The sequence below is a fragment of the Buttiauxella izardii genome, assembly GCF_003601925.1.
GTDB classification, from domain to species: domain Bacteria; phylum Pseudomonadota; class Gammaproteobacteria; order Enterobacterales; family Enterobacteriaceae; genus Buttiauxella; species Buttiauxella izardii.
Window position 1 is genome coordinate 1 of sequence record NZ_QZWH01000030.1, and the last position, 24,719, is coordinate 24,719.

17 protein-coding genes are annotated in these 24,719 nt (G+C 53.7%); 4 read left to right on the forward strand and 13 right to left on the reverse strand.

Going from position 1 to position 24,719, the window contains the following annotated elements:
- Window positions 1-43: 43 nt before the first annotated feature.
- Complete coding sequence (locus D6029_RS13875; protein ID WP_120065320.1) at window positions 44-1,027, reverse strand: nickel/cobalt transporter; 984 nt, start codon at window positions 1,025-1,027, stop codon at window positions 44-46.
- A complete protein-coding gene (locus D6029_RS13880; protein ID WP_120065321.1) occupies window positions 1,018-1,653 on the reverse strand; it encodes a DUF1007 family protein in 636 nt (211 codons plus the stop codon). Before D6029_RS13880 ends, D6029_RS13875 begins: the two co-directional genes overlap by 10 nt.
- 138 nt (window positions 1,654-1,791) lie before the next feature.
- Between D6029_RS13880 and csiE the strand changes: the two genes are divergently transcribed.
- Window positions 1,792-3,072, forward strand: coding sequence for a stationary phase inducible protein CsiE (csiE, locus tag D6029_RS13885; protein WP_120065322.1), 1,281 nt, complete (start codon window positions 1,792-1,794; stop codon window positions 3,070-3,072).
- On the opposite strand, the gene D6029_RS13890 is transcribed toward csiE, so the two are convergent.
- The 4 genes from D6029_RS13890 to D6029_RS13905 all read right to left on the reverse strand — a co-directional run bounded on the left by D6029_RS13890 (window position 3,059) and on the right by D6029_RS13905 (window position 9,941).
- Complete coding sequence (locus D6029_RS13890; protein WP_120065323.1) at window positions 3,059-4,210, reverse strand: 3-phenylpropionate MFS transporter; 1,152 nt, start codon at window positions 4,208-4,210, stop codon at window positions 3,059-3,061. The two genes, csiE and D6029_RS13890, sit on opposite strands and share 14 nt — an antisense overlap.
- 135 nt (window positions 4,211-4,345) lie before the next feature.
- Entirely contained in the window at window positions 4,346-5,170 is an 825-nt protein-coding gene (locus tag D6029_RS13895) for an aldose 1-epimerase (protein WP_120065324.1), read from the reverse strand.
- Window positions 5,170-6,609, reverse strand: a complete 1,440-nt coding sequence (locus tag D6029_RS13900; RefSeq protein ID WP_120065325.1) for a sugar porter family MFS transporter — start codon at window positions 6,607-6,609, stop codon at window positions 5,170-5,172. The genes D6029_RS13895 and D6029_RS13900 overlap by 1 nt, the downstream gene beginning before the upstream one ends.
- Window positions 6,610-6,674: 65 nt before the next feature.
- Window positions 6,675-9,941, reverse strand: a complete 3,267-nt coding sequence (locus tag D6029_RS13905) for a DUF5107 domain-containing protein (protein ID WP_120065326.1) — start codon at window positions 9,939-9,941, stop codon at window positions 6,675-6,677.
- A gap of 115 nt (window positions 9,942-10,056) precedes the next feature.
- Here D6029_RS13905 and D6029_RS13910 point away from each other — a divergent pair, with 115 nt between their 5' ends.
- Window positions 10,057-11,253, forward strand: coding sequence for an ROK family protein (locus tag D6029_RS13910; RefSeq protein WP_120065327.1), 1,197 nt, complete (start codon window positions 10,057-10,059; stop codon window positions 11,251-11,253).
- Between the two features lie 52 nt (window positions 11,254-11,305).
- Here D6029_RS13910 and glyA read toward each other — a convergent pair whose 3' ends face one another.
- Window positions 11,306-12,559, reverse strand: a complete 1,254-nt coding sequence (gene glyA / locus D6029_RS13915) for a serine hydroxymethyltransferase (protein ID WP_034497731.1) — start codon at window positions 12,557-12,559, stop codon at window positions 11,306-11,308.
- Window positions 12,560-12,906: 347 nt separating this feature from the next.
- On the opposite strand from glyA, the gene hmpA reads away from it, so the two are divergent.
- Entirely contained in the window at window positions 12,907-14,097 is a 1,191-nt protein-coding gene (gene hmpA / locus D6029_RS13920; protein ID WP_120065328.1) for an NO-inducible flavohemoprotein, read from the forward strand.
- Window positions 14,098-14,160: 63 nt separating this feature from the next.
- Here the strand turns inward: hmpA and glnB are convergent, their stop codons facing one another.
- From glnB to purL, 5 genes are all read right to left on the reverse strand, one after another.
- Window positions 14,161-14,499 carry a nitrogen regulatory protein P-II gene (gene glnB / locus D6029_RS13925; RefSeq protein ID WP_002438074.1) on the reverse strand — a complete coding sequence of 113 codons (339 nt, stop codon included), beginning with the start codon at window positions 14,497-14,499 and terminating at the stop codon, window positions 14,161-14,163.
- Between the two features lie 50 nt (window positions 14,500-14,549).
- The gene (gene glrR, locus D6029_RS13930) at window positions 14,550-15,887 is read right to left on the reverse strand and encodes a two-component system response regulator GlrR (RefSeq protein ID WP_120065329.1); all 1,338 of its coding nucleotides are present in this window, start codon (window positions 15,885-15,887) and stop codon (window positions 14,550-14,552) included.
- Entirely contained in the window at window positions 15,884-16,552 is a 669-nt protein-coding gene (gene qseG, locus D6029_RS13935) for a two-component system QseEF-associated lipoprotein QseG (protein WP_120065330.1), read from the reverse strand. Before qseG ends, glrR begins: the two co-directional genes overlap by 4 nt.
- 3 nt (window positions 16,553-16,555) lie before the next feature.
- Complete coding sequence (locus D6029_RS13940; protein WP_120065331.1) at window positions 16,556-17,992, reverse strand: sensor histidine kinase; 1,437 nt, start codon at window positions 17,990-17,992, stop codon at window positions 16,556-16,558.
- Window positions 17,993-18,598: 606 nt separating this feature from the next.
- Window positions 18,599-22,486 carry a phosphoribosylformylglycinamidine synthase gene (gene purL / locus D6029_RS13945; RefSeq protein WP_120065332.1) on the reverse strand — a complete coding sequence of 1,296 codons (3,888 nt, stop codon included), beginning with the start codon at window positions 22,484-22,486 and terminating at the stop codon, window positions 18,599-18,601.
- 270 nt (window positions 22,487-22,756) lie between these two features.
- On the opposite strand from purL, the gene mltF reads away from it, so the two are divergent.
- On the forward strand, window positions 22,757-24,313 hold the full coding sequence (gene mltF / locus D6029_RS13950) for a membrane-bound lytic murein transglycosylase MltF (protein ID WP_120065358.1): 1,557 nt from the start codon (window positions 22,757-22,759) through the stop codon (window positions 24,311-24,313).
- On the opposite strand, the gene tadA is transcribed toward mltF, so the two are convergent.
- Window positions 24,198-24,668 carry a tRNA adenosine(34) deaminase TadA gene (tadA, locus tag D6029_RS13955; RefSeq protein ID WP_244212412.1) on the reverse strand — a complete coding sequence of 157 codons (471 nt, stop codon included), beginning with the start codon at window positions 24,666-24,668 and terminating at the stop codon, window positions 24,198-24,200. The two genes, mltF and tadA, sit on opposite strands and share 116 nt — an antisense overlap.
- Window positions 24,669-24,719: the final 51 nt, after the last annotated feature.

A 24,719-nucleotide genomic window follows, 5' to 3' on the forward strand; every position in this document is an offset into this window, starting at 1 on the left:
CTCTCCCTCAGGGAGAGGGCCGGGGTGAGGGTTGTTTTAAAAGTCAAAACGGCCGTATCCCACGCATCACCGGTTGAGCACTCAACCACATCACTACCGCCGCTAAAACCAGAATCCCACCGCCCGCTAGCGCTAACGTCGCCCAGGCCACTTGTCGCCATAAAACCGGGGCTTTATTCCCGCTTAAGCGCACCGCCAGTTTGCGGAAGCTGTGAACCATTACGGCCAGCGCGGAAATCGTCATCGACGTTCCCGCCGCCATCGCCAGCGCCGACAACATTCCCCAGCTATACACGCCCATCACTTTGCTAAACAGCAGCACCATAATGGCTCCTGAACACGGGCGCATTCCCATCGACAACACAATCATTGCCCGAGCGCGCCAGTCCTCTCCGGCTTCAAGTTGCTGTTCAGTCGGCAAATGCTGATGGCCGCAGCCGCATTTTTCATCATGAACATGATACGGCGTGAAGGAGTTGAAGCGTACCGGTTTGCGCAGCACCCGTCGTAGATTGCCCAGCGCTCGGCCACAGAGCATCAAACCCAGAATCCCAACCAGCAAGTAACTGCCCCTCTCCAGCCAGAAACTGCTCATATGCAGTTGCCGCGAAGGAAGCGCCAGAACGCCCAGCACCACCGTCACTAAACCAATCGCCACCAGCCCTTGTAATAAGGAAGCGGCAAACGTCAGATTAAGGCTGCTTTTCAGGCGTGAGGGATGCGTGGCAAGCCAGGTGGCGATCACCACTTTTCCATGCCCCGGCCCCAACGCATGCAATACGCCATACACCAGGCTAAACGACAGTAACGACCAACCCGCACGCGCCGGGTTTTCAGCCACCTCGCGCATAAGCCCACTCATTTGCTGGTTAATTGATTTCTGCCACATCGCACTATTAAGGATGATTTGCGGCCAGAAGTGCCACAGGCTGTAAAGAGCAACGGCGCAGATAATAAGGAAGAAAGCCAGCGGCCACATATGAAGCCAGCGACGGGATGAGGTTCGAACTGAGGGCATTACTGACATTGCAATATCACCTGTTGAGCAAACTGTTTACCCAATTCCATATCTTCAGGCGGTGCGTCGGCCTTATCTAAAGAGAGTGCAAACGCCTGCATGTCTTCCGTCGGCTTGGGCGTTTTCACTGAGATTTTGCATTGTTTGGCTAATGTTTCCGGCACTTTGGCATCGCTATTATGGTCGTAACTCATATCGACAAAATAGGTCGGATCAAATGTCGCGAACTGGTAGGTCTGGCCTTTTAATGGCTGCGGATGCGCCAGCGGTAAAATAAAGGTTAAAACCGCCTGATGCCCAACCCGCGCGAGTCCGTACTCAGGCGGCAGGTTGTTAAACGTCACTTTTTGGCCGTTATGCCAAAATTCGGTGAAGTAATGTTGCCCCAAAACATTAGCCATCACTTCCGCCGCCAGCTTCTTCCAGACCGGCGATCCGGGCTTCGCATCGCCCGCGTCATACAGTAGATCGGCTGAAGTAATTTCATCCATCGTCCACTGCATCTTCAGGCCGGTGAGTTGATCGTTTTCAGCCATGACCGTGGTGACGAGGGTAATAAAACTGTGCGGATGTGCCAAAGCTAACGGGCTAAAAAGCGCCGTAGACAGGGCGAAAAACGCAATTCTGTTACACATTTTCCTGCTTATTATTCCCTCAAGATTAAAATTCTGTGAGCTAGTCAGAATTCCGTAATTAAAAAACTTAAATGTCGATCTCTACGCCAAAAGCTTTAGCTACTCTTAGCATTAATAAACTTTGACTTGGTTATGCGGATGATGACACTGCTTTCCCCAACACCATCTGTACTCTCCAGTCCGCAGCGTCGCTGCCACCTGCTTTTGTTGCTTTACTTACCGGGCCAAACCGTCACTCCAGAGATCTTAGCCAGACTCAACGGGGTCGATGACGCCAAAGCCCTGCAAGATATAGCCGACACCGGCGATGAAATCCAGCGCTATCACCGGCTGAGGCTCATCACACAACAGGACGGCAGCTACCGGATTGAGGGCACGCCTTTAGACCATCGCCTGTGCTTATTGCACTGGTTGCGTCGCGCATTGCGACTTTGCCCGCACTTCGTGCAGCAGCATTTTACTCCGGCTCTCAAAACCCAGCTTAAACAGCAAGGGATCCTGACGGCGCTTTACGACGAGAAAAATCTCCAGGCGCTTATCAGCCTGTGCGCACGGCGTTTGCAGCGCCAGTTTGATACCCGAGATGTGCAGTTTTTGACGCTGTTTTTGCAGTATTGCCTGCATCAGCATCATGCGGGAATTACGCCTGAGTTTACCGAGCAGCAACGGGCGTGGACGCAAATCCGCCCGGAGTTTCTGGCCGCGCTTGAAATTGCCCGCCACTGGAAGCGCCGCGCCATGCAATCGACCAATGAAAACGAGCAATTATTCCTCGCGCTACTGTTCCAGTTAATGCGCATGCCCGACCCGATTAACGACAATCATGAACAAGATTTACGGCTGCGCGCTGCGATAGCCACCATGATTGCGCGCTTTCGCGAGCAGGCAGGAATGTCGTTTAGTGATGAACAAGGGTTGAGCGACCAGCTCTATATTCATCTCGCCCAGGCGCTGGATCGCTGCCAGTTTGGGATTGGCATTGATAACAGCTTGCCGGAGGAGATTACCCGTTTATACCCGCGCCTGATGCGCACCACGCGTGAAGCGTTTAGCGATTTTGAGTCTCACTTTGAGATGCGTTTTTCGGATGAGGAAGTCGGGCTAGTCGCCGTGATTTTCGGCGCGTGGCTGATGCAGGAAAACGATCTGCACGAGAAACAAGTGTTGCTGCTGACGGGGAATAACGCTGAGCTTGAGCAAAATATTGAACAACAGTTACGCGAGCTAACGCTACTGCCGCTCAATATTAAACATCTGACGATTCATAGTTACCAAAAAGAGGGAGCGCCAAAAGAAGTGGTGCTGGTGATTACGCCCTATTCCACCACTCTGCCGCTCTACTCGCCGCCGCTCATTCACGTTGAGCTGCCGCTGGGTGAACACCAGCAGCAGCAAATTCGTAAAATTATTGAGTGTTAACGCAATAAGAAACCGGGCGCGGGCGAATGAACAACGCCGGAACCGCGACTAACGCCATAATCCAGAACACCCCGCCCTGCATATGCTGGTACAGGAAGCCGGAGAACATGGTCATGATCGCGATGCCGCCGCCCATGGCGACTGCCGAATATACCGCCTGCAAACGAATCACTTCGTTACCTTCACGGGCCGAGATATAGCGCATCGCCGCCAGGTGGCAGACGGTAAAGCTGCCGCAGTGCAGGATTTGTGCGGCAATCAGCCACGGTAAATCGGTGGTGTACGCCATCAGGCTCCAGCGCAAAATCCCCGTCACGCCGGAAAGCAGCAGCAAATCGCGCGCGCTCCAGTTGCGGAACAGCTTGTTGCTCAGGGCAAAAATCACGATTTCCGCGACCACGCCCAGCGACCATAAATAGCCAACAACCGAGGCGGAATATCCCGCGCCCTGCCAGTAGATCGCGCTGAATCCGTAATACGCCGCGTGCGCGCCTTGCAGCAATGTCACGCAGGCAAGGAAGCGCCACGAACTAAGCACCAGTTTCTTCCACGCCGGCCAGCCCGCACCTTCGCTGTGCCGAGTTTCACCCTGCGGCATCACCGATGGGCGCAACATCATGCCGATGAGCATCGACGCAACGCCGATACTCAGCAGCACCAGAATCGCCTGGTAGCTAAACACGCTCACCAGTTTGCCGGTCATCGCCGAACCAATCACAAACGCCAGCGATCCCCACAGGCGCACGCGCCCATAATCCATGGTGATTTGTTTTTGCCAGGTGCCTGCCAGCGCATCGGTCAACGGTACGAGTGGCGAGAAGAACAGGTTAAAGCCGACCATCACAATCAACAGCCAGGTGGCGGTTTGCCCAAACCAGAAGGCGACGGCGAAAAGTAAAGTGAGTAAGGCGAGGATTCTAAGTGCAAAGACAAGTCGGGAGGGGTCGGTAACTCGAGGTGCCAGCAACAAGCTGCCAAGGAAACGGGCGATTAATCCTGCCCCTAATAACAGCCCGATGGTTTCAGGCGGTAGTCCTACTCCGGCGAGCCATACGCTCCAGAATGGTAAGAAAATCCCGTAGCTAAAGAAGTAGGTAAAATAACTGAGCGCCAGCCAGCGCGTTGAATGCAAAACCATGATCCCTCCCGTTTTGGAGGCGTTAGTGTGTCCGAGCGTAGGCTGGCATGCAAGCAATCATTAACAGACTAATAACACGTTGAAATAGTATGGTTATGGTCATTGGATTGTCGGATGACGCTGCGCTTATCCGACCTACAACACCATTATTTCCATCTGCAACCGTGTCGTCTCCCCTTGCCTCAACAACACCAACCCCGGCTGCCCGGCCATATTATGGGCATTCACCGGGTGAGTTTGCGGCTCAAGGCAAATAAACGGTTCGTCTTTCATGCGGAACACCATCAAATACGGCGTGGCGCAATTTAGCTGCACCCGCATTTCCCCGCTTTCTATTAACGCTTTGCCATTCCAGCCGGAATAACCCACATTCAGCCACGAGTTATCCGGGGTTTTGGCATGAATGAAATCGGTTTGCGCGGTCAGTTCACCCTGCCATTCCAACGGTAAATGACTCTCGCCTTCCGGCCAGAAACCCGTTGCGCCAAACTGCACGCGGGTAGACTCCGTCAGATGAAAGAATGGATGGAAACCCACGCCGTAAACCATCGGCTTGCTTCCCCGATGGCTTAATTCCAGTTCAGCAATAAACCGCGCCCCTTCCAGCCGATAAACCAGCCGAGCCTGATAATCAAAGCCGCAGTCGTGCTGGCTTTCCATTGCCAGCACGAGTTCCAAAGGCTCATGCTTTTCAACTTCCCAGGTTTTTAGCCAGCCGTCGCCATGCAGAAAGAATTGCTCATCCACCGGACTCTTCGGCAATTCGACCGTTTCGCCATGCAGTGGAAAACTATTTCCGGCAACACGATTCGCCAGCGGCAGCATCGGGAATAATGCTTTCTCACCGGCATAAAGAACCGGCTGTTGGTGCGTGAGTGAATCCAGGCGCAGGATAGTCGCCCCCTGTAGGACGACCTCCAGGCTCAGATACTCATTTTCGAGCAGTAAGGTTGCCATCATTAATGTGCCGTTCTTTCTGCGCGAGCTTTCGCCGCCGCACCGTGTTGTTCGGCCATGCGTTTTTCCAGTGCTTCAAGGCTCACACCTTTGGTTTCAGGAACGTAACGACGCACATAGACAAAACCTGCCGCGCAAATCACGCCATAAAGCAGGAAGCTCCCCGCCGCGCCAAGCCCCGCGTTGAGTAACGGGAAGGTGTAAGTCAGTAAGAAACAGGCAATCCACAACGCCAGCGTGCCGACCGACATCGCCAGCCCGCGCACGCGGTTCGGGAAGATTTCAGACAGCAGAACCCAGGTCACCGGAGCCAGCGTCAGGGCGTAAATCGCAATCGCCGCCAGCACCAGAATTAACACCGGAAGCCCCATAATTCCCAGGCCGTATGCCGCACCAATTAACGCATAGATAATCGTCAGGCCAGCAGCACCAAACAGCATCAGTTTGCGGCGGCCAATTTTGTCCACCAGCGGCAGTGCGGCGAGGGTAAAGATAAGGTTAATCAAACCAGTGGCGACGATGGATTTCAGCGTGCTGTTGATATCAAAACCTGCGGAAGCAAAAATCTCCTGCGCATAGTTAAAGATCACGTTAATCCCGCACCACTGCTGGAACACCGCCAGCACCATCCCGATGATAATGATCGGCTTCACCTGCGGCTGCCACAGCGCACTCCAGGAAACTTTTTGCGTGTCGTTGTTCAGGGTTTGCAGAATGTCGCTCATCGTATCGTCAGCATATTTCTGGTTGCCGATGCGTTTAAGCATCTGGTGCGCGCGTTCGTTTTTACCGGCACGAGCCAACCAGCGTGGCGATTCCGGCACAAAGAACATCAACACTAAAAACGCCAGCGCCGGAACCAGTTCCGCGCCGAACATCCAGCGCCAGCCAACCTGCCCGTTCCAGCTTTCAGTAATTTGCTGCATGGTGGCGGCTGAGCTAACCGGTTCGGCAATCATCAGGTTGATAAGCTGTGCTGCCAGCACGCCAATCACAATGGTTAACTGGTTGATGGCGACAAACTTGCCGCGTTTTTCTGCCGGGCTGACTTCCGCGATATACATCGGGCTGAGCGCCGATGCGAGGCCGATCCCCACGCCGCCGACAATGCGATACACCACAAACATGTCGAAGTTGCTCGCCATCGCCGTTCCCCAGGCCGATGCGGTAAACAGTATCGCCGACATAATCAACGGCGTTTTGCGCCCAAATTTATCGGCACACCAGCCAGAAATGATTGCGCCAAAAATACAGCCCACCAGTGCGGAACTCATCGCCCAGCCGGATTGCGCCGGGTCGGTAATCGAGAAGTAGGCTTCGTAGAACGGTTTCGCCCCACCAATAACCACCCAATCGTAACCGAACAGCAAACCTCCGCAGGCGGCTACCAGACAGATTGTCCAGACATACCCCATGCGTAATTGTGTCTGTGTCGTGTTCATTGTGTTTCCTCATTTCAATCTTGTAGAGATACAGAGGAGCGGGATTTTTATCCCGCCGTTTATTGTTATTCAGCAAAGACGCCGCACTGCATTGCCCGTTGCAACAAGTGTGCTTTGTCGTGTGCCGGGTTTTGTGACAGTAAAGCTTTCAGTGCCGCTTCGAACTCGGTGACTTCGCCCAATCCCAAATGCCCCAGCGCAGCGACAAACAGGCAATGCTGTTTATGCGCGGCCTGGCGGTCGGCATCCAACGCCACCAAATCCGGCAGTGAAACCGCAAAGAAATCGGGTTCAGACGGGTCGTTAAAGTGCGCATCAGCCCAGGAAATAAAGCTGTGGAATTGCAGCTCGGCTTGCTCTTTTTCGCCGATACGTGCCAGCGCCATCGCCTGATAGAACAGGTAATCGACAGGTTGGTCGTTGTAGTAACGCCCGGCTTCCAGAGTGGAACCGCCTTCCAGCGCACGTTGGTAATATTGCTGCGCCCGTTCAGGCTGTTGGTTTTGCTGCGCGCACCAGGCGAGCAGATACCAGATATCGTTATCGCTCTGGCCGACTAAGCGCCCTTCGCCGAGGTTTTCCGGGTAATGCAGCGCCTGCTGGAGTAACTCTTCGGCTATTCCAAACTGTTGTTCAGCGATACACGCCAGCGCCCGGCGTTGCAGGTTAATCAGATATTGCCCGGTGACTTTGCCCTCGCCCCCTTCCCACGGGTGGAATTTGCGCCGCGCTAAAACGTGTGCGGCGGCGTCAGTTTCACCATGGATGTTCCACAGGCTGAGCAATTCAGCGGTCAAGTCATCGCGTTTAAGCACCACATCGCGGCGAGGGGCAAGATGCGCCAGGCGCAGCTCGGTGGAGCGACCGCTGAGTTTTTGCAGGAAATCGAGTTCAAACAGGAAGCGGGCGTTGTCAGGCTCCAGTTCGACTGCACGTTGCAGATATTGCTCTGCCAGTTTGGCATCGTGTTGTTTATTCCAGGCATGAATGCCGAGAACGCGCTGCACCGCAGCAAACTCAGGAAGTTGCTGCGCGGCGAATTGCCAGCAGGCAACCGCTTCGTTATAGCGGCGTTTGCTGTACCAGAAACAGCCGAGCAGATATTGCGCGAAGCCGTCGTGCGGCAGGCGTTGCAGCATTTGCACTTCGTCCAGCGTGTTTGGGAAGCGCACTTTGCGGGCAAAATTGTCCTGCGCCTGCTGAACAAACGCATGTTGCTGGGCGTGATCCGTTTCCAGTGCTGCACGCCACAGAAGCGGCATTGCTTCCTGGGAATCGAGCACTTTGAGTAATTCTTTCGCCGCCGCCTCTCTACCCATACTCACCAGCCAGCCCGCTAACACGCTGGCATTCACGCCGCGTTTGCCAGTAACACGCAACAGTTCAGCGCGGTCAGTTTCACTTTGTGTCAGCGCCCAGCGAGCGTAATGCAGCACGTAACTCAGCGGATATTCTTCAAGCTGCTGGGAAATCCAGGCAAGCGCCTGCGGTTGCGGCAATATCAGCGCTTTTAGCCCCATAGCCAGATTGTTGCTGGCGTTGAATTTCAGGCTTTGATTCACAAACGCCAGCGCCTGAGAAACTTCGCCCTTACGCAGCGCCAGGCGAGCGAGGGCGTAAAACGCCGCGTCACGGCAGTTACCGCTCCAGCTTGCTTTGAAGTAATCGTCGAACGCGCCGTCAACGTCGCCCTGCTTCTCTTTAGCGGCACCACGCAACATGCTGGCATCACCGTTTTGTGGGTTTTTGTTCAGGCGATGCGCGCGTTTCAGCGCGGCATCGGCGTGTTTTTCGGCAAGCGCCCAGTTGCCGCGGTTAAGTTCAAGCTGCCCGAGTGCGACGTTGCAGCGGTAATCTTCAGCATCCAAGGCCAGTGCACGCTGGTAATAATCAAACGCCGAGCGGCTGGCATGCAGATACTGCTCAAGATGCTGGCCGATAAAATACAGCTCGTCGCAATTGGTGATGTCCTGCGGTTTCGCCGGAACGCTGGCGGGCTGTGGTAGCGGCAAATCTTCTGGAACATGTTCGCAATAACTGAGAATCAGTTTGCCCTGCGCATCACGTAGATTCAGCGTCAGGCGCTGCGGCCAGTTGTCGCTGATAGCTTCTTGCCACGCCTGCGCCGGTTGCAGCGAAAGTATGGTTTTCCACAAAGTGCTTCCCGCCGATTCGATGCTCAGCGTGACGCCTTCCAGCGGCGCAATGGCGTACACGCCGAGCTGCAGTTCACCATTGTGGCGTTCGAGTTTTATCGCCGCTTGAGTGTTGGCATTTTGCAGCGTGCCAAGCTGGCTATAAGGCAGGAAGTTTTGCACGAAGACTTTTTCTTCGTAAGGCACAATCCAGGTGAAATCCGGCTGGTTATCGGTGAACACGCCGGTCATCAGTTCGATATACGGGCCGTTTTCATCAGTCAGGTTGCGATCCCACGCCTGACCGAAATCGCAGTTGCCCCACGTCCACTGCTTTTTGCCCGGTGAAACATGGTGGTCGGCAATGTGCAGCAAACCGCCCTGCTCGCCGTGATGGTAAGCGCCGACAAAATCGTATTCTGATTTATCCGCCATGTAAGACGTTGGCACTGGGATGTTTTTGTAGCGAGAGATATCGACGCCTGCGGAATAGTCGACTTTGTAGTAAGTGCCGTGGGCTATCGGGAAGGCCGAAACATCACGCTTGCCGTGGTCAAATACCGCCGTGACATCAGGCGGGAACACGCTTTGGTGCTCGTCGCCGCCTTTTACCGCCGGGTTCGCCCACCACAGGAAATGGCGCGGCGTAGGGTTGCCGTTGAACACTTTGCCAGTAATTTCAATCAACGCTTTTTCCGGGTACAGCGTAAAGCCCGTCATCACCTGCAAGCCACGCATTGGCTCCACTTCACCGAGCCACACGGTTTGCGCACCGTTTTCATGTTTCTGGAAAGTCACGTCGACGGGCATAAAAGTGGTCGGGCGATGGTGCTGCGGCCAGTTAAATTCGATACCGCCAGAAATCCACGGCCCGACCAATCCCACCAGCGCCGGTTTCACCACTTCGTTGTAGTAAACGAAATCGCGCTCCATCACTTTGTCATAGGCGCGGTGAATACGTCCGCCTAATTCTGGCAGCAGCATCACGCGAATAAAGTCGTTTTCAATCCACACGGCGTTGTAGTCGCGCATCTCACGCTGGCCAGTGAGCGTGTCGATGACGCCGTAGGGATAAACCGCACCGGAAGACCCCTGGTAGACACGGTTTTCCAGAAACATGGGATTCGGGTCTTCCGCACCGGTCGTCCAGGTGGGGAGAGAGATCGTTTCTTGTGTAACCTTAACGGCTCCGTACATTTCGGTTCTCCAGTAAACAAACAACAGTGAAATACGTTATGTTTGCAGTGTAGAGAACTCATTACGGCTTAGAGTGCTTAATGCTCACACAATAAAGTTAACGGAGTTTAGTGAAATGAATGATTCAGGGCTGAATAACCAGCGGGTGCGACAAGTCAATCGCCGGACGATTATGAAGCTGGTGTGGCAGCATAAGCGGCTGAGCAAATCGCAGTTTGCACAGTACACCGGGTTGTCGATTCCAGCGGTAAGCAAGATCCTTGAAGAGTTGGTCAGCGATGGAAAACTGAGCCATTCCAGCGAAAATCTAAGCAACCGCGGCATTAACAGCGGCAGTTACCAAATCCCGCCCGATGGCGATTTCATTCTTTGCATGAATGTCACCCCCACCAGCATTGAAAGCCAACTTTGCGACGCGCAACTTTCAGCGCAGGGGCAGTTTGAGCGGATACCCATCAACGCAAAAACACCGCAGGCATTATTGGCGGCCATTGAAGGTATCTGGCGCAACCAGCGTAAAACCTGGCCGAAGAAAACCATCAACCTGGCATTGGGGATTCATGGGCAGGTTGACCCCGTCACAGGCGTTTCGCAAACCATGCCACAAGCGCCGTGGCGCGAACCGGTAGAAATCAAATATCTGCTGGAAGAAAAGCTCGGCGTAACAGTCAGAGTGGATAACGACTGCGTAATGCTGGCGCTGGCTGAGAAATGGCAGAATCCAGGTAATCGCCAGGATTTCTGTGTGATAAACGTCGATTACGGCATCGGTTCGTCATTCGTTATAAATGGGCAAATTTATCGCGGCAGCCTTTATGGTAGCGGACAAATCGGCCATACGATTGTTAACCCTGACGGCATGGCCTGTGACTGCGGGCGTTACGGTTGCCTGGAAACTGTCGCCTCGCTGACGGCATTAAAAAAGCAGGCGCGAATTTGGCTGAAATCACAACCTCAATCGCCAAAACTGGATCCGGAGTCTATTACTTCAACTCAGCTCATTACCGCCTGGCACGAAGGTGACGATCACGTTCGCCGTTGGGTAGAAAACTCCGCCAACGCTATTGGTTTAAGCCTATATAACTTTCTCAACATCTTGAATATTAATAAGATTTTATTTTATGGCAGAAGCTGCGGGTTTGGGGAAAGCTGGCTTGCGACCATCGATAAGCAAATTGGGTTTAACCCGTTTGATCATGGCGATTCACTCAAAGCAAATGCAACTCAGATCAGTTTTGGGCAATTAACCCGGCCACAGCAAGTTATGGGAATTGGCTATTTGTACGCAGAAGACGCGTTGAATGACGTGTAGTGACAGATATAAAAAAACCCCGGCGAGCCGGGGTTTCCACAGTCAGACGATATTATGCGTAAACAGGCAGACGCGCGCAGATATCGAGAACTTTTTGCTTAGTGCGTTCGATAACCGCTTCGTCGTTGATGCTGTCCAGCACATCACACATCCAGCCAGCCAGCTCACGAACATCCGCTTCGGTGAAGCCACGGCGAGTCACTGCTGGTGTACCGATACGGATACCGGAAGTCACAAACGGGCTCTTCGGATCGTTTGGCACGCTGTTTTTGTTAACAGTGATGTTTGCACGGCCCAGAGCGGCGTCAGCTTCTTTACCGGTCAGGTTTTTATCAACCAGATCCAGCAGGAACAGGTGGTTGTCAGTACCGCCAGAAACTACTTTGTAGCCGCGCTCAAGGAACACAGCAACCATCGCTTTCGCGTTTTTAGCTACCTGGTGTTGATAAGTTTTGAACTCAGGTTCCATGGCTTCTTTCAGTGCCACAGCTTTACCCGCGATGACGTGCATCAGTGGGCCGCCCTGCGCGCCTGGGAATACCGCGGAGTTCAGTTTCTTGTACAGCTCTTCGCTGCCGCCTTTCGCGAGGATTAAACCACCGCGTGGGCCTGCCAGCGTTTTGTGCGTTGTGGTGGTCACAACGTGAGCATGTGGAACCGGGTTCGGGTAAACGCCTGCGGCGATAAGGCCAGCAACGTGCGCCATATCAACGAACAGTTTTGCGTCAACCATGTCGGCGATTTCACGCATTTTTGCCCAATCAACCACGCCGGAATAAGCTGAGAAACCACCGATGATCATTTTCGGTTTGTGTTCTTTGGCTTGTTTTTCCAGGTCTGCGTAATCGATATGACCGGTTTCATCGATGCCGTAAGGCACGATGTTGTACAGCTTGCCGGAGAAGTTTACCGGGGAGCCGTGAGTCAGGTGGCCGCCGTGTGCCAGGTTCATACCCAGAACGGTGTCGCCTGGTTCCAACAATGTGGTGTAAACCGCAAAGTTAGCCTGAGAACCGGAGTGCGGCTGCACGTTAGCGTAATCAGCGCCGAACAGCTCTTTTGCACGGTCGATAGCCAGTTGCTCAACCACGTCGACGTATTCACAGCCGCCGTAGTAACGCTTGCCTGGGTAGCCTTCTGCGTATTTGTTAGTTAACTGAGAACCCTGAGCCTGCATGACGCGCGGGCTGGTGTAGTTTTCGGAGGCGATCAGTTCAATGTGCTCTTCCTGACGTACTTTTTCTTGCTCCATAGCCTGCCACAGTTGGGCATCATAATCGGCAATGTTCATTTCACGCTTTAACATCCGCATCTCCTAAACTCAGCTAACGGTAAATATTTGAACAGCTTTAAGGCCGCCTTAAATACAACGGGCAACAGTGTAAACCGAAACAGTGCTACGTGATAGGCCTTGACAGAGGTTTTTACGCAAACGATTGGCTTGGCGTCCTGCAAGGGTTTGAAGGCAAAAGTCATCGGCTATTTCAACGGAGTTTATTTCATCATCCACATGAATGAATTTCACGTTCTGTGACTCATATCGACCTAAAGAAGTACCCATTTACAATGTAGTGCTTTTTTTTCTGCGGAGAGTTTTATAAGATGCATTCAAAATACAACATTAACTTTCGCTGTTAAAAATGGAGCTATACCATGCTTGATGCACAAACCATCGCTGTCGTGAAATCCACCATTCCCCTGCTTGCCGCCACCGGCCCAAAACTCACCGCGCATTTTTACGATCGTATGTTCAGCCATAACCCTGAGCTGAAAGAGATCTTTAATATGAGCAACCAGCGCAACGGCGATCAGCGTGAAGCGCTGTTCAATGCTATTTGCGCGTATGCCACCAACATTGAAAACCTCGCGGTGCTGTTGCCTGCGGTGGAAAAAATCGCCCAGAAGCACACTAGTTTCCAGATCAAACCTGAGCAGTACGATATTGTTGGCGGTCATTTATTAGCGACGCTGGATGAAATGTTCAGCCCAGGCCAGGAAGTGCTGGATGCCTGGGGCAAAGCATATGGCGTGCTGGCGGGCGTGTTTATCAATCGCGAATCTGAAATCTACCAGGATAACGCCGCGAAAAATGGCGGCTGGGAAGGCACGCGCGCATTCCGTATTGTGGCGAAAGAGCCGCAAAGCACGCTGATCACCAGTTTTGAATTTGAGCCAGTCGACGGCAAAGCGGTCGCCGATTATCAGCCGGGTCAATACCTCGGCGTGTGGCTGAAGCCAGAAGGTTTCCCGCACCAGGAAATTCGTCAATATTCCCTGACCCGCAAGTCCGATGGCAAAAGCTATCGCATCGCGGTGAAACGTGAAGATCTGGGCCAGGTTTCAAGCTGGTTGCATAATCACGCACAAGTCGGCGATGAAGTGCATCTTGCCGCGCCTGCCGGTGATTTCTTTATGGATGTCAACGCGCAAACTCCTGTGACGTTGATTTCAGCAGGCGTTGGCCAGACGCCAATGTTAGCCATGCTGGATACGCTGGCGAAAACCAAACACACCGCCCAAGTAAACTGGTTCCACGCCGCAGAACACAGTGATGTGCATGCGTTTGCCGATGAAGTGAATGTGCTGGGCGAACAGTTGCCGCGCTTTGAACGCCACGTCTGGTATCGCGCACCGGGTGAAAATTGCCGTGCACAGGCGAAATTTGATAGCGAAGGTTTGATGGATTTGCTGGCGCTGGAAAGCAAAATCAGCGCGCCGGATATGCAGTTTTATCTGTGTGGCCCGGTGAGTTTTATGCGCTTTGCGGCGGAGCAGCTAGTGAATTTGGGCGTTGAGCAAGACCGGATTCATTACGAATGTTTTGGCCCGCATAAAGTGATGTGATTTTAAAACAACCCTCATCCCGGCCTTATCCCTGACGGAGAAGGCTGGCATGAGGGGCAAAGATTAAATCGCGGCGTCGTCTTCTTCGCCGGTACGGATACGCACCACGCGCGCAACATCAAAGACAAAGATTTTACCATCGCCGATTTTACCGGTTTGCGCGGTGCGGATGATGGTGTCCACGCAGGTATCAACGATGTCGTCGGTCACGACAATTTCAATTTTCACTTTTGGCAGGAAATCCACCATGTACTCAGCGCCACGGTACAGTTCGGTATGCCCTTTCTGACGCCCAAAACCTTTCACTTCGGTGACCGTCATGCCAGTGATGCCAACTTCTGCCAGTGCTTCACGAACGTCATCCAGCTTGAACGGTTTAATAATCGCATCAATTTTTTTCATAATTTTCTCTGTCATCCCGCACTTCATCGATAGCCCAAACTTACCACAGACTACTCTTTAAAGTCATTGGCATCGAGCTCATGCCGTGAGAGTAATTTGTAGAATTCTGTGCGGTTACGCCCCGCAACACGCGCCGCCTGAGTCACATTCCCTTTGGTCATTTGCAGCAATTTGCGCAGGTAGTTCAGCTCAAACTGATTACGCGCTTCGACGAACGTCGGGAGTGCCGTGTTTTCACCATCCAGCGCCTGCTGAACCAGCGCTTCACTGATAACCGGAGCAGACGTCAACGCCACGCATTGTTCAATGACGTTGACCAACTGGCGCACGTTGCCAGGCCAGCTCGCCGCCATTAAGCGTTTCATGGCATCGGTTGAGAAACTGCGCACAAACGGCTTATGGCGATCCGCAGACTGGCGCAGCAAATGATTCGCCAGCAACGGCACATCTTCCGCGCGTTCTTGCAGTGCAGGAATTTTCAGGCTCACCACGTTGAGGCGGTAAAACAAGTCTTCACGAAATTCGCCGCGCTCCATTGCTTTGGGTAAATCGCGGTGCGTGGCGGAAAGAATGCGCACGTCGATATCCAGGTCGCGGTTGCTGCCGAGCGGACGCACTTTGCGCTCCTGCAAGACACGCAATAATTTGACCTGCAAAGGAATCGGCATGTCGCCGATTTCATCGAGGAAAAGCGTTCCGCCTTCTGCGGCCTGGAACAATCCTTCTCTGCTACTGACCGCGCCGGTGAACGCGCCACGGGCGTGACCAAAAAGCTCTGATTCCAGTAACTGTTCCGGCAGCGCGCCGCAGTTAATCGCGATAAAGGCTTTTTTGCTACGTGGGCTGGCGTTGTGAATCGCCTGCGCCAGAATCTCTTTACCAGTGCCGCTTTGCCCGTTGATCAGCACGCTGACATCGGACTGCGAAACCATGCGCGCCTGCTCCAGCAAACGCAACATTGCCGGGCTGCGCGTGACGATGGTGTCGCGCCACATGTCATCCCCGGCGATCACCGAATGCACCAGCGCATCGTCGATTGCCTTGTACAGCGCGTCTTTATCCACCGGTTTGGTCAGGAAGCTAAACACGCCCTGCTGCGTCGCGGCGACGGCATCAGGAATCGAACCGTGAGCGGTAAGAATAATCACCGGCATTCCCGGAAACGCTCTCTGGATTTCAGCGAACAGCGCCATGCCGTCCATTTCGTCCATGCGCAAATCGCTTATCACCAGGTCGATTTTTTCACGCCCTAACAGACGCAACCCTTCGGCCCCGCTTTCGGCGGTCGAGACAGTGTAGCCTTCGCTCGTCAGGCGCATGCCGAGGAGTTTCAGCAGGCCTGGATCGTCATCCACCAGCAGTAATCTTGCGGGTTTACGTTGCGTCATGGTTTCGCCTCCTGCGCGGGTTTGGTGTTATCCGGCAATTCTGTGCTGGCAGGTTTACGGCTGGAAAGCTGACGTTCAATGTCGGTTAAGTTTTCCAGTTTTCGGGTCGTCAAACTGAGCTGGCTTCTGAGCCGTTGCTGCTGCTCACGCAATGTGTCCAACTCGCTGTCTGAGCTTTGCTGTAATTTGCTGTAGCGCGTGCGTTCGTCTGACAGCGCCAGCAGAGAAGCCTGGCCATCGCGCCACACCTGGAACAAGGAACGCACCTGCGACGGGACTTCCGTCGTCATCGCATCCAGTTTCACCATATAGCGGCGGCGTTCGGTCGGGGTGATTTTGGCATTCGCCAGCAAGATGCCGCGCTTGAAAGTGTCGCGCCAGCTATCGGACGGCCAACGACGCGCTTCTGCTCGCGCCTGCGCAGGCGCTAAACGCTCGGCACAATCCATCGCCCGCAGCCAGTAAAGCGGGTTGCTCATGGAGTCGTGGCTCTGGTTTTGCCAGATATCTTCGCAATCGGTCGACAGGTAATCCGCCAGTTGTTGCTTAGGTTCTTCTGCCAACGGTGGATGTTTTACGTCTTTGGTCGCTGTGTGTTGCACACAACTCGCCAGCAACAAGGGCACTAACAATGCTGACAAAGGGCGAAATATAGTCACTTTCATTTTTTATTTGTTCTCGGGAAAAACAGGCAACTCGATACGGAAGCAAACATCGACCGTTTCATCGTCAATCAGATGCAATTCGCCGTGCATACGACGGATACAATCCTGGGCAATACTCAGGCCCAGACCACTTCCTTTAACCGCACCTTTGCGTTGGTGGCTTCCCTGATAAAAAGGTTCAAAAATCATCTCGCGCTCCGCATCCGGAATGGGGTCGCCGGTATTACCGACATCAATATGGAGTAAGTCCCCCACCTGCGCGCTTCGTAGATAAATGGTACCGGATTCAGACCCATAGTGCACCGCATTGGAATAGAGATTATCCAGCACGCTCATCAGCAACATGGGTTCGGCAAGCACCGCCGCCGGGCTGAAATTGCATTCGGTACGCATCATTTTAGCCCGTGCTGGCAAACTGTGAGCGGCAATAATCACGTCCACCAGCGGAGCGAGTGCAACTTTTTCAAGTTCGACCGGAACATCCGCCAGTTTGCGGTTGTAGTCCAGCAGTTGCTCTATCAATTTTTGTAGGTGGCGGCTGCTGTTATCGAGGATTTCCACGACCTCTTTTTGGTCGTTGGTGAGCGGCCCGACAACCTGGTCGGCCAGCAGTTCGGTGCCTTCGCGCATGCTGGCGAGAGGGGTTTTTAACTCATGGGAAATGTGACGCAAAAATTCATGGCGCTGGGATTCAAGCCAGGAAAGACGCTCGCTCAACCAGACAATGCGTTGCCCTACCGAGCGCAATTCACGCGGCCCTTTAAACAACACCGCATTGTTCAAAGAGTGCCCCTCGCCCAGCAAGTTAATCATCCGTTCGATGCCTTTAACCGGGCCGATAATCATGCGCGTAAAGATAATCACCAACGCGACGCTGAGCAGAAACAGCACCAGCGCCTGCCAGCCGAAGAACTGCCCACGTTCAGCGATTTCTTGCTGGAGCTGTTGCCCGCGAGAAAACACCACCGCGCGCGTGGCTTGAACCATTTCGGCATTAGCCGTTGCGAAGGTTTCCAGATGCGCGGCCGCAGCGGTATCTGGCCCACTGTTTTTGCATTGAATTTCGGCAAGATCTTTTAGCGACTGGCTTAAGGTTTGATAGAGATGATTGTCAGGCAGAACGGCGGCGTGGGCTTCGAGCATTTGTGCGTAACGTTTACGCTGCCCCTGATAAACCTTCGCAAGAGTCGCATCGTCCAGCACGCAGTATTGGCGATAGCTACGTTCCATTTCCAGCGCCACGTTGGTCATCGCTTCGCTGCGACGGGCGTCAACCAGCGTGGTGCGATTGGTCATTGCCGCCTGGTCGCTTAGCGCGTTAAGGCTTTGCCAGGCCTGCCACGCCAGAACCAGGAGCGGTACTAGCACCAGCAAAAATGCCATCATGACGAGCTGACGTAGGGATCGCGGGAAAAAATGCCACTGGTTCAATAGCTTCATCTCATTGTCTACCTGAATGATTCGATGCTAGCGGGGATTGGCAGGAGTTTAAAGTTCAGAAACGACAAAGGCAGAGAATAATCTCTGCCTTTGTTCTGGAATCAGGCGGTGCCTTACTCAACGTTTCGCCCGGAGCATGATAAAGCAGTACGAGACTGACAATAATCAAAAGGTGGACGGCAGGCACCTGGTGTGCGTCATTCTAAATTTTATGTAGCACAACCCTTGCGGGGGCTGACATAGGAGGGTGAATGAGCCACTGCACAGTATTATGCATACTTTGTGCCATGTTTGCTACACATTCTATACATCGATGTTTCTATTATGTTTATTTGTATTTTCGAGTAGGGTTTAAATTGATTGTTTATTGTTCGTTATGTCGCTATTTAGCAACACTAAAAACGTGGAATTTTTACGTCATTTAAAATCAATGGGTTAAGTGTCTCAAAATAGAGACACCTGAAAAGTGATATTGTCGGGAATGGGTGACAATAATGCCCTCACCCCAGCCCTCTCCCCCAGGAGAGGGAGAGGGAGAGAGAGGGAGAAAACAAGGTGATCCCTTCTCCCTCAGGGAGAAGGTTAGGATGAGGGCGGTCTTTACAATTAACCCAATTGCTTACGCGCATTACGGAAAATGCGCATCCACGGGCTATCCTCGCCCCACTCTGCCGGGTGCCAGGAATTGCTTACGGTACGGAACACGCGCTCAGGGTGCGGCATCATAATCGTCACACGTCCGCTTTCGTTGGTCACCGCCGTAATCCCGTTTGGTGAACCGTTCGGGTTCGCCGGGTAGCTTTGCGTCACTTTGCCGAAGTTGTCGATAAAGCGCAGAGCGACCAGCCCTTTGCTTTCCAGGGCGGCGAGATGTGCCGCATCGCGTACTTCTACATGCCCTTCGCCGTGAGAAACCGCGATTGGCATGTGCGAACCAACCATCCCTTGCAGCAGCAGCGACGGGCTGGAAGTCACTTCTACCAGGCTGAAACGCGCTTCAAAGCGGTCTGATTCGTTGCGCACAAAGCGTGGCCACAAATCGCTGCCCGGAATCAGTTCACGCAGGTTCGACATCATCTGGCAACCGTTACATACGCCCAGCGCCAGAGTTTGCGGGCGGTGGAAGAAGGTTTCGAACTCGTCACGCACGCGCGAGTTGAAGAGAATGGACTTCGCCCAACCTTCGCCCGCGCCCAGCACGTCACCGTAAGAGAAACCGCCACACGCCACCAGCGCCTGGAAATCTTCCAGACCACGACGGCCCGCCAGCAAATCGCTCATATGCACGTCGATGGCATCAAAGCCCGCACGGTGGAAGGCCGCAGCCATTTCAACGTGGGAGTTAACGCCTTGCTCGCGCAGCACGGCAACCTTCGGACGCGCACCTTTGGCGATAAACGGCGCGGCGATATCTTCTTTAATATCAAAGCTCAGTTTAACGTTCAGGCCAGGATTGTTGTCGTTAGCTTTCGCTTGATGTTCTTGATCGGCACACTCAGGGTTATCACGCAGGCGCTGCATCTGCCAGGTGGTTTCTGCCCACCACATGCGAAGCGTGGTGCGGCTTTCGCTAAATACCGCGTGACCGTCAGCGGTCAACGTGAAACGGTCACCCGCCACGGCTTTGCCGAGGAAATGAACGCAATCTGCCAGGCCGTGATCCGCAAGAGTTTGCTCAACGGCTTGACGATCTACCGCTTTAACCTGGATCACCGCGCCCAACTCTTCGTTGAACAGCGCTGCCAGATGATCTTTGCCCAAAGTCGCGATATCTGCTTCGACACCGCAGTGACCGGCGAAGGCCATTTCAGCCAACGTAACCAATAAACCACCGTCGGAACGGTCGTGGTAGGCCAGCAATTTCTGCTCTGCAACCAATGCCTGAATCGCGTTAAAGAAGCCTTTTAGCTGCTCGGCGCTGCGCACATCGGCGGGTTTGTCGCCCAACTGACGGTAAACCTGAGACAGCGCGGTAGCGCCAAGTGCGTTGTGGCCTGCGCCCAAATCAATCAGCAGCAAGGCGTTATCTTCGGTTTGCAGTTGCGGCGTGACGGTACGACGCACATCTTCAACACGCGCAAACGCAGTAATCACCAACGACAACGGCGAAGTCATCTCGCGTTGTTCGTTGCCTTCCTGCCAGCGGGTTTTCATCGACATCGAATCTTTGCCGACCGGAATGGTCAGGCCGAGCGTCGGGCAAAGTTCTTCACCGACAGCTTTCACCGCTTCATACAAGCCAGCGTCTTCACCCGGATGACCGGCTGCGGACATCCAGTTTGCCGAGAGTTTAATGCGATTGAGTTCGCCAATTTGCGTCGCCGCAATGTTAGTCAGCGCTTCACCAACGGCCAGGCGACCGGATGCTGCGAAGTCGAGCAGTGCAACCGGAGCACGCTCGCCAAGCGACATCGCTTCACCGTAATAGCTATCCAGGCTTGCGGTGGTGACCGCGCAGTTAGCGACCGGGATCTGCCACGGGCCAACCATTTGATCACGCGCCACCATGCCGGTCACAGAACGGTCGCCGATGGTCACCAGGAAGGTTTTCTCGGCAACAGTCGGCAAGTGCAGCACGCGGTTTACCGCATCCGCAATGGTGATATTGCGAGTGTCCAGCGCATCGCCCTTCGCTTTCAGGGTTTCAACGTTACGTTCCATTTTCGGCGTTTTGCCGAGCAACACGTCCAGCGGCATATCAATTGGCTGGTTGTCGAAATGGCTGTCGTTGAGTGTCAGGTGTTTTTCTTCAGTCGCTTCACCGATAACGGCGTACGGCGCACGTTCACGGCGGCATAACTCGTCGAACAGCGGCAACTGGTCAGGTGCGACCGCCAGAACGTAACGTTCCTGGGATTCGTTACACCACACTTCCAGCGGGCTCATGCCCGGCTCGTCGTTGAGAATGCTGCGCAGATCGAAACGGCCACCGCGCCCGCCATCGCTCACCAACTCTGGCATGGCGTTGGAAAGGCCACCGGCACCGACGTCGTGAATAAACAGGATTGGGTTGGCGTCGCCTAACTGCCAGCAACGGTCGATCACTTCCTGGCAACGACGCTCCATTTCTGGGTTATCGCGCTGGACGGAAGCAAAATCCAGATCCGCATCAGACTGGCCGGACGCCATAGAAGAAGCCGCACCGCCGCCTAAACCAATGTTCATCGACGGGCCGCCGAGCACGATAAGTTTCGCGCCAACGGTGATTTCGCCTTTCTGAACGTGGTCAGCTCGAATGTTGCCGATACCGCCTGCCAGCATGATTGGCTTGTGGTAGCCACGCAGTTCAACGCCGTTGTGGCTGTTAACTTGCTCTTCGTAGGTACGGAAGTAGCCGGTCAGCGCCGGTCGACCAAATTCGTTGTTAAATGCCGCGCCGCCCAGAGGGCCGTCAGTCATGATATCCAGCGCGGTGACGATGCGATCCGGCTTGCCGAAATCTTCTTCCCACGGCTGTTCAAAACCAGGAATGCGCAAGTTGGACACCGAGAAACCGACCAGACCGGCTTTCGGTTTAGCGCCACGACCCGTTGCACCTTCATCACGGATTTCGCCACCGGAACCGGTCGCCGCACCCGGCCATGGGGAAATTGCCGTCGGGTGGTTGTGGGTTTCAACTTTCATCAGGATATGCGCATCTTCCTGGTGATAGTCGTAACGCCCCGCTTCGTGGTCGGCAAAGAAGCGCCCGACCTGTGAGCCTTCCATCACTGCGGCGTTATCTTTGTAAGCCGATAACACGTACTCAGGATTTTTCTCAAAGGTGTTTTTAATCATTTTGAACAGCGACTTAGGCTGTTCTACGCCGTCAATAACCCAGTCGGCGTTAAAGATTTTGTGGCGGCAATGTTCGGAGTTGGCCTGCGCGAACATGTACAGCTCGATATCGTTCGGGTTGCGCCCCAGTTTGGTGAACGCATCCTGCAAGTAATCAATTTCGTCTTCCGCCAAAGCCAGGCCTAAACGGATATTGGCTTCAACCAGCGCTTCGCGACCTTGCGTTAACAGGTCCACGCTTTGTACCGGCGCAGGCTGGTGTTGAGAGAAAAGTTGCTGCGCGTCATTAAGCGCACCAAACACGCTTTCCATCATGCGGTCGTGCAGCAGCGCGGCAACGTCCTGGCGCTGTGCATCGGTCAATGTGCTGGCAGTGATGTAATACGCCACGCCGCGTTCAAGGCGTTTAACTTTAGCCAGGTCGCAGTTGTGGGCAATGTCGGTAGCTTTGGAGGACCAGGGGGAGATGGTGCCAGGACGCGGCGTGACCAGAATCAGGTCGCCGGTCGGGGCGTGGTCGGCAAGGGTTGGACCATATTTTAACAACCGTTGCAGACGGGCGTGCTCTTCAGCCGTTAACGGCGCGTCGAGATCGGCAAAGTGAACATACTCGGCATAAATGTCGCTGACCAGAAGGTTGGCGTCATTAAAGCAGGCCAGTAATTTGTTAATACGAAATGCCGATAAAGCGGGCGAACCACGCAGAATTTCCATCATCAAAGATCTCTCGTCTTCGAAACGCCAGGGGGACGCTTCAGTGGGCGCAAGGGGAAAACGGGCGCCATTATAGAGAATCCGCCGCCTTGACGAAACCGTTTGCGTATAAATAAAAGGAATAGTTTTCGTTGGCGAAATTTTATCCATAAATATTGAATATGTTGCACAGTGGCGTTTTGTTAAGCAAAATGCGCCACACCTTTTAATGGTACCTCTATTTTTGAAGCCTGTTGTTAGCGAAAATTCGACGCCTCGTTGCAGATTAACTATTTGAAAAGATTTAAAATTAATTATCTGCTGATCGGTGCCGTAACCGTGTTGCTGGCAGTGGCGCTCTGGCCCTCCATTCCCTGGTTCGGACAAGCCGAAAACCGAATCGCCGCCATTCAAGCGCGGGGGGTTTTGCGCGTCAGTACCATTCAATCTCCGCTCACCTATACCCAGTATCAGGGCAAGGAAATTGGCCTCGATTACGAGATGGCCGAACAGTTCGCCCGTTATCTCGGCGTGAAACTGGAAGTGACCGTTCGCCCAAACATTCAAGAACTGTTTGATGACATTGATAATGACAACGCCGATGTGATTGCCGCGGGGCTGGTCTACAACACGCAACGCAGTCAAAAGTACCAGGCCGGGCCTGCTTACTATTCTGTTTCACAGCAGATGGTTTATCGCATGGGTAGCCCGCGCCCGAAAACGCTGGCTGGGGTGAAAGAAAATCAGCTGGTGCTTTCCCCTGGCGTAACGTCTCTCAACGCATTGAAAAAGCTTAAAGAAGAAAAGTACCCGGATTTGAGCTGGCGTATCGACGATCAGCACAGCAGCACTGAACTGCTGCAACAAGTTGTCGATGGCAAAATTGCGTTTACGATTGCGGATTCTGTTGCGATAAGCACCTTCCAGCGCGTCCATCCACAACTTGCCGTCGCTTTAGACGTGACGGATGAACAGCCGGTGACATGGTTTAGTGCGCTGGACAGCGACGATAGCCTTTCTGCGGCCCTTCTCGACTTTTATAACAAACTCAATAGCGACGGGACGTTTGCGCGGCTGGAAGAAAAATATCTCGGCCATGTTGGGGATTTTGATTACGTTGACACTCGCACGTTCCTCAAAGCCGTGGATTCCGTGCTGCCTGAGCTTCAGCCGTTATTCGAAAAGTATGCCACCGAAATAGACTGGCGTTTGCTGGCGGCGATTTCTTACCAGGAATCACACTGGGATAACCAGGCGACGTCGCCAACTGGTGTGCGTGGTTTGATGATGCTGACCAAAAACACGGCGCAAAGTCTCGGCGTAACCGACCGACTGGACCCGGAGCAAAGCATCGAAGGCGGGAGTCGTTATCTGAAAGATATGATGGCGAAAGTGCCGGAAAGCGTGCCGGAAGAAGAGCGGATTTGGTTTGCGCTGGCGGCATATAACATGGGCTATGCCCATATGCTGGATGCCCGCCAACTGACGGCGAAGCAAAAAGGCAATCCGGATAGCTGGGCGGATGTCAAAATGCGGCTGCCGCTGCTGAGCCTGAAACCGTATTACAGCAAAACGACCTACGGCTATGCTCGCGGCCATGAGGCGTATGCGTACGTGGAAAATATCCGCAAGTATCACATCAGCCTGGCTGGGTATTTACTCGAACAAGAGAAGCAGGAAGCACAGGAAGCAAAATACGCAGAGGCTTATCCGGTGGTTTCGCCGGTAGAGCTGGCTACTCCGCGCTACGGGCCTTTTCCTTTAGGGCCTTTTTCTCCAGCCGACGTGCTCGAAAAAAATCGCTTAACATTGCCGAGCACTCTTCTGCCAAAACACCCTCAGTCACACTAACCTGGTGATTCATACCAGGATGCCCAAGCACATCCATTAAAGAACCAATCGCCCCGGTTTTAGCATCGCGCGCGCCAAATACCAGGTTGCCGATTCGCCCGTGAACCATCGCGCCTGCACACATAACGCAAGGTTCGAGAGTGACATACAGCGTGGTATCCAGCAGACGGTAGTTTTGCAAAATAACCCCACCCTGACGGAGCGCCATGATTTCTGCATGAGCAGTGGGATCGTGTCGGCCAATCGGGCGATTCCAGCCTTCCCCGATCGCTTGATTGTTATGAACCAGCACCGCCCCAACCGGAACTTCACCTTCATCCCATGCGCGACGAGCGAGTGTTAACGCGTGGCGCATCCAGTATTCATGGGTAAATTCACTTTCTGACAAGGGACTCTCCGGGCAAAG